The organism is Thalassospira sp. MIT1004 (assembly GCF_001858545.1).
In the GTDB taxonomy this organism is placed as follows: domain Bacteria; phylum Pseudomonadota; class Alphaproteobacteria; order Rhodospirillales; family Thalassospiraceae; genus Thalassospira; species Thalassospira xiamenensis.
The window spans coordinates 1-13,976 of sequence record NZ_MCAO01000012.1; the positions used below are offsets into that span (position 1 = coordinate 1).

14 protein-coding genes are annotated in these 13,976 nt (G+C 57.7%); 1 reads left to right on the top strand and 13 read right to left on the bottom strand.

The genetic code is table 11. The annotated features are described in order from the left end of the window. Positions 1-166: 166 nt before the first annotated feature. The 13 genes from BC440_RS07370 to BC440_RS07430 form a co-directional block, all read right to left on the bottom strand. Positions 167-1,144, bottom strand: coding sequence for a zinc-dependent alcohol dehydrogenase family protein (locus BC440_RS07370; RefSeq protein WP_196871079.1), 978 nt, complete (start codon positions 1,142-1,144; stop codon positions 167-169). A gap of 62 nt (positions 1,145-1,206) precedes the next feature. Beyond that, on the bottom strand, positions 1,207-1,503 hold the full coding sequence (locus BC440_RS07375; protein ID WP_338127309.1) for a metalloregulator ArsR/SmtB family transcription factor: 297 nt from the start codon (positions 1,501-1,503) through the stop codon (positions 1,207-1,209). Between the two features lie 123 nt (positions 1,504-1,626). Continuing rightward, complete coding sequence (locus BC440_RS07380) at positions 1,627-1,926, bottom strand: hypothetical protein (protein WP_063093900.1); 300 nt, start codon at positions 1,924-1,926, stop codon at positions 1,627-1,629. Between the two features lie 37 nt (positions 1,927-1,963). Next, entirely contained in the window at positions 1,964-2,152 is a 189-nt protein-coding gene (locus tag BC440_RS07385) for an antitoxin VbhA family protein (protein WP_063093899.1), read from the bottom strand. Between the two features lie 140 nt (positions 2,153-2,292). After that, positions 2,293-3,435 (bottom strand): putative lipid II flippase FtsW, encoded by a 1,143-nt coding sequence (ftsW, locus tag BC440_RS07390; protein ID WP_037992162.1) that lies wholly within the window; start codon positions 3,433-3,435, stop codon positions 2,293-2,295. After that, a complete protein-coding gene (gene murD / locus BC440_RS07395; RefSeq protein ID WP_063093898.1) occupies positions 3,432-4,841 on the bottom strand; it encodes a UDP-N-acetylmuramoyl-L-alanine--D-glutamate ligase in 1,410 nt (469 codons plus the stop codon). The genes ftsW and murD overlap by 4 nt, the downstream gene beginning before the upstream one ends. A gap of 27 nt (positions 4,842-4,868) precedes the next feature. Then, positions 4,869-5,957, bottom strand: coding sequence for a phospho-N-acetylmuramoyl-pentapeptide-transferase (gene mraY / locus BC440_RS07400; protein WP_007089739.1), 1,089 nt, complete (start codon positions 5,955-5,957; stop codon positions 4,869-4,871). Positions 5,958-5,981: 24 nt separating this feature from the next. Beyond that, the gene (murF, locus tag BC440_RS07405) at positions 5,982-7,412 is read right to left on the bottom strand and encodes a UDP-N-acetylmuramoyl-tripeptide--D-alanyl-D-alanine ligase (protein WP_063093897.1); all 1,431 of its coding nucleotides are present in this window, start codon (positions 7,410-7,412) and stop codon (positions 5,982-5,984) included. Between the two features lie 65 nt (positions 7,413-7,477). Further along, complete coding sequence (locus BC440_RS07410; RefSeq protein ID WP_074624785.1) at positions 7,478-8,938, bottom strand: UDP-N-acetylmuramoyl-L-alanyl-D-glutamate--2,6-diaminopimelate ligase; 1,461 nt, start codon at positions 8,936-8,938, stop codon at positions 7,478-7,480. Then, entirely contained in the window at positions 8,925-10,643 is a 1,719-nt protein-coding gene (locus BC440_RS07415) for a penicillin-binding protein 2 (RefSeq protein WP_007089736.1), read from the bottom strand. Before BC440_RS07415 ends, BC440_RS07410 begins: the two co-directional genes overlap by 14 nt. Next, positions 10,640-11,083: a hypothetical protein gene (locus BC440_RS07420; protein WP_007089735.1), complete on the bottom strand. Its 444-nt coding sequence runs from the start codon at positions 11,081-11,083 to the stop codon at positions 10,640-10,642. Before BC440_RS07420 ends, BC440_RS07415 begins: the two co-directional genes overlap by 4 nt. Beyond that, the gene (rsmH, locus tag BC440_RS07425; protein WP_063093893.1) at positions 11,080-12,063 is read right to left on the bottom strand and encodes a 16S rRNA (cytosine(1402)-N(4))-methyltransferase RsmH; all 984 of its coding nucleotides are present in this window, start codon (positions 12,061-12,063) and stop codon (positions 11,080-11,082) included. Before rsmH ends, BC440_RS07420 begins: the two co-directional genes overlap by 4 nt. Continuing rightward, the gene (locus tag BC440_RS07430) at positions 12,063-12,599 is read right to left on the bottom strand and encodes a division/cell wall cluster transcriptional repressor MraZ (protein WP_037992169.1); all 537 of its coding nucleotides are present in this window, start codon (positions 12,597-12,599) and stop codon (positions 12,063-12,065) included. Before BC440_RS07430 ends, rsmH begins: the two co-directional genes overlap by 1 nt. A 552-nt stretch (positions 12,600-13,151) precedes the next feature. On the opposite strand from BC440_RS07430, the gene BC440_RS07435 reads away from it, so the two are divergent. Further along, a complete protein-coding gene (locus tag BC440_RS07435; protein WP_063093891.1) occupies positions 13,152-13,880 on the top strand; it encodes a hypothetical protein in 729 nt (242 codons plus the stop codon). Positions 13,881-13,976: the final 96 nt, after the last annotated feature.

The following is a 13,976-nucleotide window of genomic DNA, read 5'->3' on the forward strand; positions in this document are numbered from 1 at the left end:
CTGCCTGTATTCCTGTCCCATCGCAACACCAACTATAACTGATGTTGCACTTGTGGTGTGAGTCTCCGGAATCCAGTTTTGGCGGAAGCAGGATAAGGCTGTTTGGGAAGGGAAACGCCGCACCAAAGGTGCGGCGTTGTCGGGGTGTGGTTGGGTGATTGTCGGGTTATGGAGCGACCTTGATCGCGATTTTGCCCCGGAGGCCGTTATCGGGATTTTCCAGCCGGGCGTGGGCAAGCGGGATGTCGGCGAGTGAATAGACGGCACCGACATGGGGGCGAAGCTGACCGCGTTCGATCAGGGTGCTTAGCTCGTCAAGTTTGCCCCGGTTCTGGCGGGTGAACACGAAGTGGTAGCTGGCGTTTTTGCCCCAGGCTTCGATCAGGTTCTGTGGCTGTGCGATATCGACAATCGAGACAACGCGGCCAAGCTGGGCCAGTGCATCGGCACTTTTGGCGAGTGTATTGCCGCCGATGGTATCAAAGATGACATCCACCCCATTGCCATCGGTTTCGCGCAGGATGGCATCTACATAATCCTCCTTTGTGTAATCGATGAGGACGTCGGCACCGAGGCTTTGGGCGAATTCGAAGTTATCTTCGCGCACGGTGGTAAAGACCTTTGCGCCAATTGCCTTTGCCAGTTGGATTGCCACATGGCCGACACCGCCGGCACCGCCGTGGATCAGGATGCTTTCACCGACCCGAAGGCCCGCACGCACCACCAGTGCCTCCCACGCCGTGCCGCCGACCAGCGTCAGACTGGCGGCTTCAAGGTGGCTGAGTGAGGCCGGTTTTTTGCCGATAATTTTTTCCGAAGCGACATGGTATTCGGCGTAGCTTCCCGGACCGTCAAAAATCTGCGGGGTGTACCAGACTTCATCGCCGGGAACGAAGCTGGTGACGCCGGGGCCGACACTTTCGACGACGCCCGAAACGTCATGCCCGGTAATGGCGGGCAGGGGCACATAATCGGGATAATCACCGCGCCGGACCTGATAATCCAGCGGGTTGATGGAGGTTGCGTGGACACGGACAAGGACCTGTCCGGCCTGCGGGACGGGCATGGCGACGTCCTGAAGTTCAAACGCTTCCGGGCCGCCAAAGGATTTGAGTATCTGGGCTTTCATTGTCTGGGCTTTCATTTTGCTACCGAATTTCGGTAAAAAGGGATATCGCAATTTCTCGATATATTGTGGCAAAAAAACTACAGTTCTTTTCCGATAGCCTCGGCAAGAGCGCGGATGGTTGCTTCGTTCCGCTTGTAGTAGGTCCACTGACCGATGCGTCTGACTTCCACCAGACCCACCCGTTGCAGCGTCGCAAGATAATCGGACACCGTCGATTGCGACAGTCCGACACCTTCCTGAATACTGCTGACGCAAACTCCAACCGTATTGACGTCGCCTTCATCCTGCGGAGGGAAGTTCTTCGCGGGCTCTTTCAAGCCTTTGAGGATTTCAAGGCGGGTCCGGTTCGAGAGGGCTTTGAATATTTCGAGCATTTCCATGACGCGAAATATATCGGGATTTTCCGATATGTCAATATGCGGAATCAACCGGGCAGGTATGCGTGGCTGCGAGGGTGAGTGTTGGGTCATGGAGTGGTTTTAAGGAGTTTCAGAGAGCTAATCTTGCAGATTATCCAGTATGATCTGCGCCATCCGTTCGCTTTGACCATGATACGCCTCGATTGAAGCTCTTATCATCTGTTCCTGGCTGGTTTTCGTCCAGTCAATGAAATAACCGGCCCATTCGTATATATCGCCAAACAAGTGTTTGTGTATGCGTTGCATATGAGAAAGGTCGAAGGTTTTATCGCGATTTTTCAGGGGAGTTTCTGCAAGTTGCGATGTGCGAACTGCAACAATACCCCCTTCAAACGCCTCAAGCTCGGCTTGATTTTCAAAACCGAGCTTGTTCTTCATTACGCCCGTTTTAGCGTCCAGATAATCGTCGTTTGAACTATACTTTCCCACTCGCAATACGGTCTTTCAGGCGAGCCAGTACGTTTTCAATATCGAGTAACCCATCAGAATAGCGCTGCAAATCAGCGAGGGTGGTGGGGTCAACTTTCAGCCCTTCCAGACGCTGACTTGCCACGGCGTTGGCTACGTGACGCTGCCGGTCAAAAAGTTGCTCTTTAGTTGTCATTCCAGAACACCTTAAGGTTAACTTTGGATGAGGCAATTATAGCTGAAATCATCAGATGTGAACAGCAATAGGTCCTGACCTTGATCAATGCCTTAAGAGGGGGGCAGAAACCGCGATGTTCGTGATGCCTGATCGCTGTTTTATTCGCCCGGGCGTTTGCGGGTCAGGGCCAGAACGAAGCCCATGCCGATTGCGATGCCGACGGTGGCGGAGCCGCCATACGAGATGAAGGGCAGGGTCATGCCTTTTGGCGGGACGAGTTGCAGGGTGGAGGCCATGTTGATCACCGCCTGCAAACCGAACTGGACCAGAATGCCGGTCACCGCCAGCACGACGAAAAGGTTGCGTTCGCCCATCAGGCGCGAGAGGCCGCGCATGATGACGAAGCTGAACACACCAACCACGAGAACGCAGAACAGAAGGCCGAATTCCTCGCCCGCAACCGCAAAGATGAAGTCGGAATGGGCGTCGGGCAGGAAGTTTTTTACCGAACCCTCGCCGGGGCCCTGACCCATCAGGCCGCCATTCATGAAGGCCTCCATCGAGCGGTCGATCTGATAGTTATCGCCCGATGCCGGATCAAGGAAGCGGTCCACACGCGACTGCACGTGCGGCAGGATCAGATAGGCCCCGACCGCCAGGCCGACCACACCCATGCCAAGGCCAAAGACCAGCACCATCGGAAGGCCCGCGAGGAAAATCTGGGTTGACCAGATGGCGGTGACGACGACGGTCTGGCCAAAGTCGGGCTGGATCATCAGCAGGATGATGCAGGTCGCAAGCAGCATGCAGGAGACGATATAACCCGGAAAGTTCGGGTTAAGCCGGCCTTCGGACAGCATCCATGCAATCACGACGGCAAAGGCCGGTTTGAGGAATTCGGACGGTTGCAGCGTGATCCCGGCGAGATGAATCCAGCGCACCGCGCCCTTGATTTCCGAGCCGACAAAGGGGGTGATGATCAGAAGGCAGATGACGCCCAGAAACATGATCGAGGCCAGACGCCGCACCCATTTGATCGAGAGCAGCGAAATGCCAAAGGCGCAGATCGCGGCAAGGCCGAGAAACACGAACTGGCGACGGACGAAATGGAAGCTGTCGACATTGATGCGGTCCGCCACCGGCGGGCTTGCCGACATGACGAGCAGTGCACCGATCCCCATCAGAAGGATGACAGCCGCCAGCATCCAGCGATCAATCGTCCACCACCAGATGCCAAGTACCGAGGTATCGGCACGCGAAAAGGCGATGTTGCTGTTGCTGTTGCCAAACAGGGATTTCATGGTTTCTCCTGCCCAGCGGTATTAGCCAGTGCGTTAAACAGATCGCGGAAGGCATCGCCGCGGGCTTCGAAACTTTTGAATTGATCAAAGGATGCGCAAGCCGGCGAGAGCAGCACGACCGGCATATCGACCGCACGCGATTGGATGGCGTCCTTGGCATCAAGGAACGCCGCCGCCGTGGCGCGATCAAGGGTTTCGCATTTCTGCCAGGGCAGATCATCGCCGAGCGTTTCGGCAAAGGCGTCGGCGGCCGCACCGATCAGATAGACCTTTTTGATCTGCGGATAAAACGCCTGAAGGCCGTCAATGCCGCCTTCCTTGGGCTTGCCGCCCAGAATCCAGTAGATATCGCGATAGGCCGAAAGCGCCTTGGCGGTGGCTTCGGCGTTGGTGGCCTTGCTGTCATTCACAAAGGTCACGCCATCGACCATGCCCAGCCGTTCCTGCCGGTGGGCGAGGCCGGGGAAGGTCATGATGCCGTCGATGATCTGGGATGCCGCCACCCCGCGTGCCCGACAAAGCGCATAGGCAAACGCGATATTTTGCCAGTTATGGACGCCGGGCATATGGGTGACGGTGACCAGATCCATGATGCGGGTTTGCGCACCGGTCAGGTCATCGATCAGCCAGCCATTTTCAACGTAAATGCCATGCGGGCTTGGTTTGTGGACCGAGACCTCGATCACGCGACGGCCGCCTTCGCGGGCGAGTTCAACCGCCATGCGCGCGCACGGATCATCATCAACCGAAATCACCGCCCATTTCGGGCCCTTGTTGCGGGCAAAGACAAGGCGTTTGGCCCCGATATAACCATCCATGCCGCCATGCCGATCCAGATGATCCGGCGTGATGTTGAGCAGGCCACAGGCATCGAAGCTGGCGTCATGGAGCAGTTCGAGCTGATAGGAGGAGAGTTCAAGCACGAAGCAATCGTCCGCACCGGCAGGATCAAAGCCCAGGGCCGGATTGCCGAGATTGCCGCCCGCCTGGGTTTTGATCCCGGCATGGGCGAGGATATGGGCGGTCAGGGCCGTCGTGGTCGATTTGCCGTTGGTGCCGGTGATCGCGATGCTGGGCACGTCGGGAAGGGCGGTGCAGAGCAGTTCGACATCGCAGATGATCGGTTTGCCCGCACGGCGGGCCTTTTCAGCCGCCGGATGCGGGGTCGGGAAGGTGGACGGGATGCCGGGGCTTATGACCAGCATATCGGGTTCGGTCCAGTCACATTCCGCCAGATTGATCGGGGCGAGGCCGAAGGCCTCTAGCTGGCCACGGCTTTCCGCGTTGTCATCCCACGCCCAGACGATGGCCCCGCCATTGACCAGTGCCTTGACACTGGCCAGGCCGGATTTTCCCAGACCCAGAACCGCGATGGTTTTGCCGCGCAGATGTGACAGGTCGATCAAGGCGGGATGTCCTTAATTTAACGGAGTTTAACGGAGTTTAAGCGTTGCCAGCCCGACAAGGGCCAGAATGACGGCGATGATCCAGAAGCGGATGACGATGGTCGGTTCCTGCCAGCCCTTTTTTTCGAAATGGTGATGCAGCGGCGCCATACGAAACACGCGCTTGCCGGTCATTTTGAACGAGCCGACCTGAATGATCACCGACAGCGTTTCAAGGACAAACAGACCGCCAATGATGGCAAGAACCAGTTCGTGTTTGGTGACAACCGAAACAGCACCCAGCGCACCGCCCAAGGCCAGCGACCCGGTATCGCCCATGAACACCATGGCCGGTGGGGCGTTGTACCACAGGAAGCCAAGACCAGCCCCGACAAGGGCACCGAGGAAGATGGTCAGTTCGCCCGATCCGGCGACATAGTGGACCTGTAAGTATTCGGCGAACTGGATGTTACCGATCAGATAGGTGATGAGCGCGAAGCTGGCCGCCGCAATCATGACCGGGACAATGGCAAGGCCATCAAGGCCGTCGGTCAGGTTGACGGAGTTGGACGCGCCGACCATGACAAACATCGCGAAGGGTACAAAGAACCAGCCGAGATCAAGCAGGTAGTTCTTGAAGAACGGGAAGGCCAGCGCGGTTGATAGCGGATCGGCAGTGTTGGTGGAAATCCACCATGCAGCGGCGGCGGCAATGGAAAACTGACCAAGCAGTTTCAGTTTGCCCGGCAGGCCCTTGGTGTTTTTCTTGGAGACTTTCAGGAAATCATCAAGGAAACCAAGGAAGCCATAGCCGATGGTGACCAGCAGCACCGCCCAGACATAGGCATTGGACAGATCCGCCCAAAGCAATGTGCCGATGGATGTGCACAGCAACAGCAAAAGGCCGCCCATCGTCGGCGTGCCCTTTTTGGTCAGAAGGTGGCTTTCGGGGCCGTCATCGCGGATCGGCTGGCCTTCGCTTTGTTTGGAGCGCAGCCAGTTGATCAGGGACGGGCCCAGCACGAAGGCCAGAATAAGGGATGTGATAATCGCCCCGCCGGTCCGAAACGTGATGTAACGAAACAGGTTGAAGATCGGAAACTGGTCGGCCAGCGGATAAAGCAGATTATAGAGCATCGCCCCGGGGGTTCCTTCTGCGTCTTAATTTTTGGATGCGGCGCCAGATGCGCCATCCGATGATTTTAAGGCCGAGACAATTTTCGAAACGTAAATGCCAAGCGATCCTTTGATCAAAACCACGTCACCGGCCTGCAAATCGGCCTTTATCGGGTCGATTGCGTCTTCGGCGGTGTCAAAATGGCCAGCAAGAAGGCCGGCTGGCAGGGTTTCCGTCAGGTTGGCCATCAAAGGGCCGACCGTATAAACACGTTCGATGCCAAGGGCAACCAGCGGCTGATGCAGGTCCGCATGCAGTTTTTGCGCATCATCGCCCAGTTCGCGCATGTCACCCAGAACCGCGATTTTGCGGCCTGATCCTTCGGGTTTGCTTTGCGCCAGCACGCTTAAACCCGCCATCATCGAGGTCGGATTGGCGTTATAGGCATCGTCAATCAGGGTATAGGTGCCATCAGCCCCATTGGGCAGCGGCAGAATATGGGTTTCCCCGCGACCGGCGGGCGGGGTGAAATCGGCCAGATCCTGTGCGGCGCGCAGCACATCACCGCCGATTGCATCAACGCAGGCCAGAACCGCAAGCGAGTTCATGACCCAGTGTTCGCCGGGGCAGCCGATGAAATATTCGATATCGCGACCGCCGATACGCGCACGCACGGCAGAACCATTGGCGACAATGTTGGCTTCGAACAGGCGGTAATCGGCCATGGCATCGGTGCCAAAGCACTTGATGTTTTTAATGCCGAGTTCCTTGGCCCGACGCGCCAATGCAAAATAATGCATGTTGTCGCGGTTGAGGATCACGGTGCCATCGGCATCAAGGCCATCAAAGATTTCAGCCTTGGCCTGTGCGATTTCGGCCTCGTCCCTGAAATATTCGGTATGTGCGCCGACGACGGTTGTGATCAGGGCGACCTTGGGGCGGACCATCTTGACCAGCGGGCTGATTTCGCCGGGATGGTTCATGCCGATTTCAAATACGCCATATTCGGCCGCCACCGGCAGGGTGGCGAGGCTCATGGGGACGCCCCAATGGTTGTTGAAGCTCGCAGGGCTGGCGTGGGTCTGACCCTGTTCGTTCAGAACGTATTTGAGCGCCTCTTTGGTGCCGGTTTTGCCGACAGAGCCGGTGATCGCGACGATTTTGGCGGTGCTGCGTTCGCGCCCGGCAAGGCCAAGGCGGACCATGGCATCCAGCGTATCATCGACCACAAGGGCCGGTGCGCCATTGCCAAGGGTTTTGGTATCCGACACCATCGCGGCGGCACAGCCGTTATCAAGGGCGGCCTGGGCGAATTTGTGACCGTCGAAATTGGGCCCCTTGAGCGCGATGAACAGATCGCCCTTGGCGGTCTTGCGGCTGTCAATTGATACGCCGGACGCCTGCCAGTTGCCGGTGGCCTTGCCCCCGGTGGCTTTTTCGGCGTCTTTTGCCGTCCATAAAACAGCCTTGGTCATTTTTGGGTTTCTTTCGTATCCGCATCCAGCACGATCTTTGGCGTCGTGGCTGGTTTTAAAATCAATCAGTTACCGCCCAGAAGGATGTTGCGCGCGACCGCGGCATCATCAAAAGGCAGAACCGTATCGCCGACAATCTGGCCTCTTTCATGGCCTTTTCCGGCAATAATAAGAATATCGTTGCGTTGCAGAATGCCGATGCCGCGTTTGATTGCCTCGGCCCGGTCACCGATTTCAACCGCACCGTCGCAGGCGGCCTTGATCGCAGCACGGATTTTGGCGGGGTCTTCGCTTCGGGGGTTGTCATCGGTGATGATGGCAATATCGGCGTTTTCCTTGACCACGCGGCCCATTTCCGGGCGTTTGCCGGTGTCACGGTCACCGCCTGCGCCAAAGACGCAGATGATGCGGCCCTTGGCGTGTGGGCGGACAGCCTTGATCACGGTTTCAAGTGCATCAGGCGTGTGGGCGTAATCGACAAAGACCGGTGCGCCGAAGCTTGTTTTGCCAACCAGTTCCATGCGGCCCCGGACACCTTCGAGCTTTTCAAGGGCGGCAACCGCATCATCGACATCCGCACCCGACGCAATGACGATGCCAAGGGCGGCAAGGGCGTTCATCACCTGGAACGAGCCCATAAGCGGCAGATGCACGCCATATTCGCCCTTTTCAATGGCGAGCTTGAGCTTGGTGCCGGTGGCATCGGGCTTGGCTTCGAGCAGTTTGATATCGTCGGCAGCAAGGCCATAGGACATCACCGAAATGCCGCGTCCTTCGCACATCGAGCGCAGGATTTTAAATTGCGGGACATCGGCATTCAAAACCGCAGTGCCGTCGTCCGCCAGAAGATCGGCAAACAGGCGGGCCTTGGCGGCGAAGTATTTTTCGAAATTGCCGTGATAATCAAGGTGATCGCGGGTCAGGTTGGTAAAGGCGGCAACCGTGACTTTCACCCCGTCAAGGCGATGCTGGTCAAGCCCGTGCGAGGAGGCTTCCATCGCGACATGGGTGACACCGATTTCAGCCATTTCATTAAGGCTTTGATGCAATGCCACCGGATCGGGCGTGGTGAGTGATCCGGGGATTTTGGCCCCGGCGGCACGAATGCCGAGGGTTCCGATGGAGCCCGACATATTGCCCATGATCGTCCAGAGCTGTTCGGTGAAAACGGCGGTGGAGGTTTTGCCGTTCGTCCCCGTGATCGCCGCGATATTGGCCGGTTGTTTGCCATAAAAACGCGCGGCCAGTTGGGCGTAACGCTGTCGCGGGTTTTCCACCGGGATCAGGGGAACCGTTGCGGCCATGGGTTTGGGCGTGCCGTCCTTTGCCAGGATGGCGGCTGCACCAAGGCGGATCGCATCATCGATATATTTCGATCCGTCGGTTTTGGCACCGGACAGGGCGGCAAACAGATAGCCATCCTTCACGGTGCGTGAGTCTGCTGTCAGGCCCGTAATGTTCGGGTCCTGTCCGTCGGCATGTTTAAGTGCCGCTTGATCACCTGCCATGAGTTCAGAAAGACGCAAGTTTGCGCTCCCCCTTGCGAAGGTCGATCTGCAGCGCTTGCTCAATCTCCGGCGCCTTCGCATTCGCCGGTTCAATGCCCAGAAGGGGAGCAATACGTGTCACAACCTTGCCTACTGCCGGGGCGGACACCCAACCGGCCGTGGCAAATCCATAAGTTTCTTTTGTGCCTTTGGGCTCGTCCAGCGTCACCAGAACCACATATTTCGGGTCCTGCATCGGGAAGGCGGCGACAAAGGTCGACATGCGGGCGTTCTTGACATAGCGCCCGTTCACGAGTTTTTCCGACGTCCCGGTTTTACCCCCAAGGAAGTAACCCGGAACTTCAGCCTTTTTGCCCGATCCATCGGTCACGACGAGGCGCATCAAACGCCGCATCTTGTCCGAGGTCTGCCGGGAAATAATACGTTCTCCCGCCGGTGCGCCGTCCTGTTTGAGGATCGTTGCCGGGCGCAAAATGCCGCCATTTGCAAGGGCGGAAATGCCGCTGACAACCTGAAGGGGTGTCACGGCAAGACCATGGCCAAAGGAAATGGTCATGGTGTTCACTTCGCGCCACGGATTGGGCACAAGCGGGGAGCCGACTTCGGGCAGCTCGATTTTCGGGGTATCGAGAATGCCGAATTTCTTGAGATATTTGCGCTGGGTCTCGGTCCCGAAATCAAGGGCGATGCGGGCCGACCCAATGTTTGACGAATATTTGATGATCTCGGCGACTGATAACCAGCGGTTTTCGCCGCGATAGTCGCTAATCGCGAAGCGTCCGACGCGGATCGGCTGGGAGGCGTCATACATGCTTTGCAGATTGACGGTGCCGGTTTCAAGCGCAATGGCGGTGTTAAACAGTTTGAACACCGAGCCCATTTCATAAACGCCCAGCGTTGCGCGGTTAAAGCGCGCGTCGGCGGGGGCCTGACCGGGGCGGTGCGGATCAAAATCGGGCAGCGACATCATGCCGAGCACTTCGCCGGTATAGATATCCATGACCATGCCGGTCGCCCCGACCGCATCATAGGTTTTCATCGCGCTTTCGACTTCTTCCTCAAGCGCGTATTGAATGCGGGTATCAAGGGAGAGTTGCAGCGGGCCGTTATTGATGCGCAGTTCGTTATCGAATTTGCGTTCGACACCGGCAATGCCGTTATTGTCGATATCGGTAAAGCCCAGCACATGGGCAAACAGGCGACCATGCGGATAGACGCGGCGTTCTTCACGCTGGAAATTAAGCCCCGGCACGCCAAGCGAGTTGACGGCATATTGCTGTTCAGGGGTCAGGTTGCGGCGGATCCAGACGAAAGCCTTTTGCGAGCTTAGATGACGGATCAGGGTATCGCGATCGAGTTCGGGCAGGACGGTCAGCAATTGATCAGCCGATCCGACCGGGTCCTTGATCACGCGCGCATCGGCATAAAGCGAATTGGTCGGAAGATCGGTCGCGATCAGCATGCCGTTGCGATCAACGATATCGGCACGTTCGGTTTTGAGTTCGCGGGTATCCGATCCCGATGCCATTTCGGGTTCGTTGCCCTGACGCAGAACGGTGGCATCGACCAGACCCGCCGTGATCCAGACAAAGCCAACGGCAAACATCGCACCGGTAATGAAGATGCGGTTGCGCGCGGTTTCAATCGCGTGACGTTCGCGTTGATCGGGGCTGAGTTCCGGGCGGTCACCGCGCAGCCAGTATGAGAAACGATGGAAGCTCATTGTCCGCCCTCCTGCGCATCGGACCGGGTTGCGGCAAGCGACGGGGCATTGATGATCATGGCTTCGGCGGCTTCGTCCGGGGCCAGTTCATCGGGGCGCGCACGCGGCACCGGCAGGAAGGCGACGGCTTCGCCGAATTTATCAAGACGGTACTGGTGCAGATCGGCGTCTTCGGGCAGGTCATCGATGCTGGCCATCTGAAGCGGGGCGATCTGATCGAGTTTAAGGTAAGTCTTGGCCAGGCTTTCGATGCGTTGCGGATTGTTCAGGTAGCTCCATTCCGCTTCGAGGACGTGGATGCTTTCCTGTTCATTGAGGATTTCCGACTGAATGGCGGAATAGCGTTTTTCAAGGCGTTCGACTTCGTGCGACACCCAATAGGTGCCAGCACCAATAACGATGGTCAGAAACAGCCCGATAAAGGTCATGGCGCGTGTCATTTACGCCCCCCTTGAGTTGCGGGCTGTTCATTGCGGGCAACCGCACGCAGTTTGGCCGAACGCGCACGCGGATTGGCGCGCAGTTCGTCTTTTTGCGCGGTTACGGCCTTGCGGGTGATGGTGGTGAAGGTCGGGGTTGCGACCTCTGGCTCGCCCGGAAGGCGGCGCGACATTTTCGACGGATCGCCCGAGCGTTCCTTCATGAAGGTTTTGACACTGCGGTCTTCGAGCGAATGGAAGGTCACGACCACCAGACGGCCACCGGGTTTGAGCAGGTTTTCAGCCGCCTGCATGGCGCGTTCGAGTTCGCCCAACTCGTCATTGACGTAAATGCGAAGGCCCTGGAAGGTGCGGGTTGCAGGATCGATGCCGTCCTTGGATTTGCGCACGACCGACCGCACCGCGCGGGCCAGTTGCAGGGTGGTTTCAAAGGGGGCCTCGGCGCGCATTTCAATGATTTTATGCGCGACCTTGCGCGATGCGCGTTCCTCGCCATAACGATAGATGACGTTGGCGATGTCTTCTTCGTCGGCGGTATTGATGAAATCAGCCGCCGTCGGGCCGGACATCGACATGCGCATATCAAGCGGCCCGTCTTCGCGGAAGGAAAATCCGCGGTCGGCCTGATCAAGCTGCATGGAAGATACGCCGATATCAAGGACGATGCCGTCCACCTGATCAACGCCAGCAGCGGGCAGAAGGGTGCCCATATCGCCAAAGCAGCCTTCGAGCATGTGGAAGCGATTGGCGTAATCGGCTTCCATGGCCTTGCCGGTGGCAACGGCGGTCGGATCGCGGTCGATGGCGTAAAGTTCGCAGTCCGCATGATCGAGAATGGCGCGGGAATATCCACCCGCGCCAAAAGTGCCGTCCACCATGATCTCACCCGCCCCGGGGGACAGGGCATCGAGAACTTCGCGCAATAGCACCGGCTTGTGCGGGCCATCGCCTGTGGCGAAGCTGAGGTCATGGATGCTCATCACGCGCTCCCCCCATCATCTGGTCCCTCTTCATCCGGGGCGATTTCGCCGGTCGGGGCAGCGGGGCGGCTGCCCGGCGCGAAATCGGATGCCGGTTTGAGTTTGAGGGTCGATCCGCGATTGAAGGTGCGGGTGCGGCTTGCATCCTGCAGCGGTTTGAAGATTTCCGGGTTCCAGATGCGGAAGGTGCGGCCACGGCCGACAAAGGCGACCTGATCTTCGATGCGGGCGAATTCGATCAGTTCCGGGGGCAGGATGATGCGGCCTTCGCCGTCAAACGGCAGCATGTGGGATGCGCCAAGAATGGTATCGGCAAGGTCATCTGCCTCGTCCGAGAACATCGCAAGTTCGTCAATCGACGCGGCAATGCGGTCCATGTGGCTTTCGCCACAGCCTTCAAGAGCGGCTTCCTTGTGGGATTGATACAGATAGATGCCAGCGAAGGTTTCGCGTTCCAGGGTCGCACGGAACCGCTTGGGCACGGAGACGCGCCCTTTTCGGTCCAGCTTGTGAATGTGCGTTCCTGTGAACAGCACTTCGCCATTCCCCTGATCAAAAACCCATTTCGAACCGCCAGAGAATGATCAGTTTCCGCGTCGAAATGGATATGCCCCGCATGACACCGTAAATGTGCCTAGTTATGGGGTACCATGGGTTTTGATGGGGGTCAATGGGAATTGATGGGATCAAATAGGGTAATAATGTGGTTTCCTGCGGCTTTGGGGCATATCGGAATGGGGGGCAAATGGGCCAAAAGTAACCGTTTTCCGGGTGATTTCCGGCTCTCGCCCATCAAAACCCACAGGCGTCCCCATGTCCGCCCATGCAAATCCATTCGCAGACCATTTTTGTCCTGCATGGGATGTGACGGGATGACGGGGAGGCATTTCACGCAACATGGCGATGATCCGGTTTGGGGGCCGATCCCGGCTTCGGGGATTGGCATTTGATCGTTAATCGGTTTTGATGGGGCAATGTTGCCCGCGATCCGGTCCGTGCTGATATGCTATGATGATGATCCTGATGCGGGGCGGCGTCAGGACAGGCGAAGGGAACGAGTGTTGCGGAAAAAAGCTGCCATATTGTTAATGACTTGTGCCCTGGTGGCAGTTTTTGGCATTCGGGCATCGGTGCATGCCCAAAGCCTTCAGTTGGATAAGGGCAGTGCGACAATCACGCCCGAGGTCACGTCGCCGGAAATGCGCCAGTTATTGCCCTTGATCATGCAGCAGTTGCAGAATAATCCGCAATTGATGGGGCAGTTCGGGCTTGGCGGGCTTGGTGCGCTTAACGGACTGGGCGGGCTTGAGGATGGCGAGGGCATGCCTGCGGGCACAGGCGCCAACGGCACGGGTGCGGCGGCCATCCCCGGGCTTGAGGATGCGATTGCCAAGGCGCTGGCAAAGCAGAATGCGGCGAGTGCTGCCGCAACCGGCATCCCCGAACAAGTGACAATGTATCGGCAGCAATATCATCCGATCGACATGGATCACGATGCGCGCATCAGTGCCGACGAGGCCGCGTCCTATGCGAGCTGGATGTTTCGGCGGCGTGATATCAATGGCGACAGTGTCCTGGTGGCGCGTGAATTTGCCGCGGTCGAGGCATTGCCGGGATCGCCGGAGGCCAACCGGCAGCGGCTGCGGACCGAAAGCCGGCGGCTGGAATTGCTGTTTGGCGGGGTTGATGCCAATTCTGACAAAATGATCAGCAAGGATGAATTCCTTGAATATGCCAAGGCGCAGTTTGATGAAAAGCGCGGGAACGATGCGGATATTGATCCGTTTGCGTTTCAGACGGTTCTGCCGTTTCAATAGCGCGATGATGTGCCTTGGCGGTGTTTAACCGATTTGTCATGGCTTGGCGCGTGACAGAACGGGGCCTTCGGGCCTATGACAGGAAGCGCACAAGCC

What these genes read in the sequence shown, in the direction of transcription:
- BC440_RS07435 (WP_063093891.1), top strand. Translation starts at nt 13,152, where the DNA reads ATGACTTGTGCCCTGGTGGCAGTTTTTGGCATTCGGGCATCGGTGCAT.
- ftsW (WP_037992162.1), bottom strand. Translation starts at nt 3,435, where the DNA reads ATGAAATCCCTGTTTGGCAACAGCAACAGCAACATCGCCTTTTCGCGT.
- murF (WP_063093897.1), bottom strand. Translation starts at nt 7,412, where the DNA reads ATGACCAAGGCTGTTTTATGGACGGCAAAAGACGCCGAAAAAGCCACC.
- BC440_RS07420 (WP_007089735.1), bottom strand. Translation starts at nt 11,083, where the DNA reads ATGACACGCGCCATGACCTTTATCGGGCTGTTTCTGACCATCGTTATT.
- BC440_RS07385 (WP_063093899.1), bottom strand. Translation starts at nt 2,152, where the DNA reads ATGACAACTAAAGAGCAACTTTTTGACCGGCAGCGTCACGTAGCCAAC.
- rsmH (WP_063093893.1), bottom strand. Translation starts at nt 12,063, where the DNA reads ATGAGCATCCATGACCTCAGCTTCGCCACAGGCGATGGCCCGCACAAG.
- BC440_RS07380 (WP_063093900.1), bottom strand. Translation starts at nt 1,926, where the DNA reads ATGAAGAACAAGCTCGGTTTTGAAAATCAAGCCGAGCTTGAGGCGTTT.
- BC440_RS07370 (WP_196871079.1), bottom strand. Translation starts at nt 1,144, where the DNA reads ATGAAAGCCCAGACAATGAAAGCCCAGATACTCAAATCCTTTGGCGGC.
- BC440_RS07375 (WP_338127309.1), bottom strand. Translation starts at nt 1,503, where the DNA reads ATGCTCGAAATATTCAAAGCCCTCTCGAACCGGACCCGCCTTGAAATC.
- mraY (WP_007089739.1), bottom strand. Translation starts at nt 5,957, where the DNA reads ATGCTCTATAATCTGCTTTATCCGCTGGCCGACCAGTTTCCGATCTTC.
- BC440_RS07415 (WP_007089736.1), bottom strand. Translation starts at nt 10,643, where the DNA reads ATGAGCTTCCATCGTTTCTCATACTGGCTGCGCGGTGACCGCCCGGAA.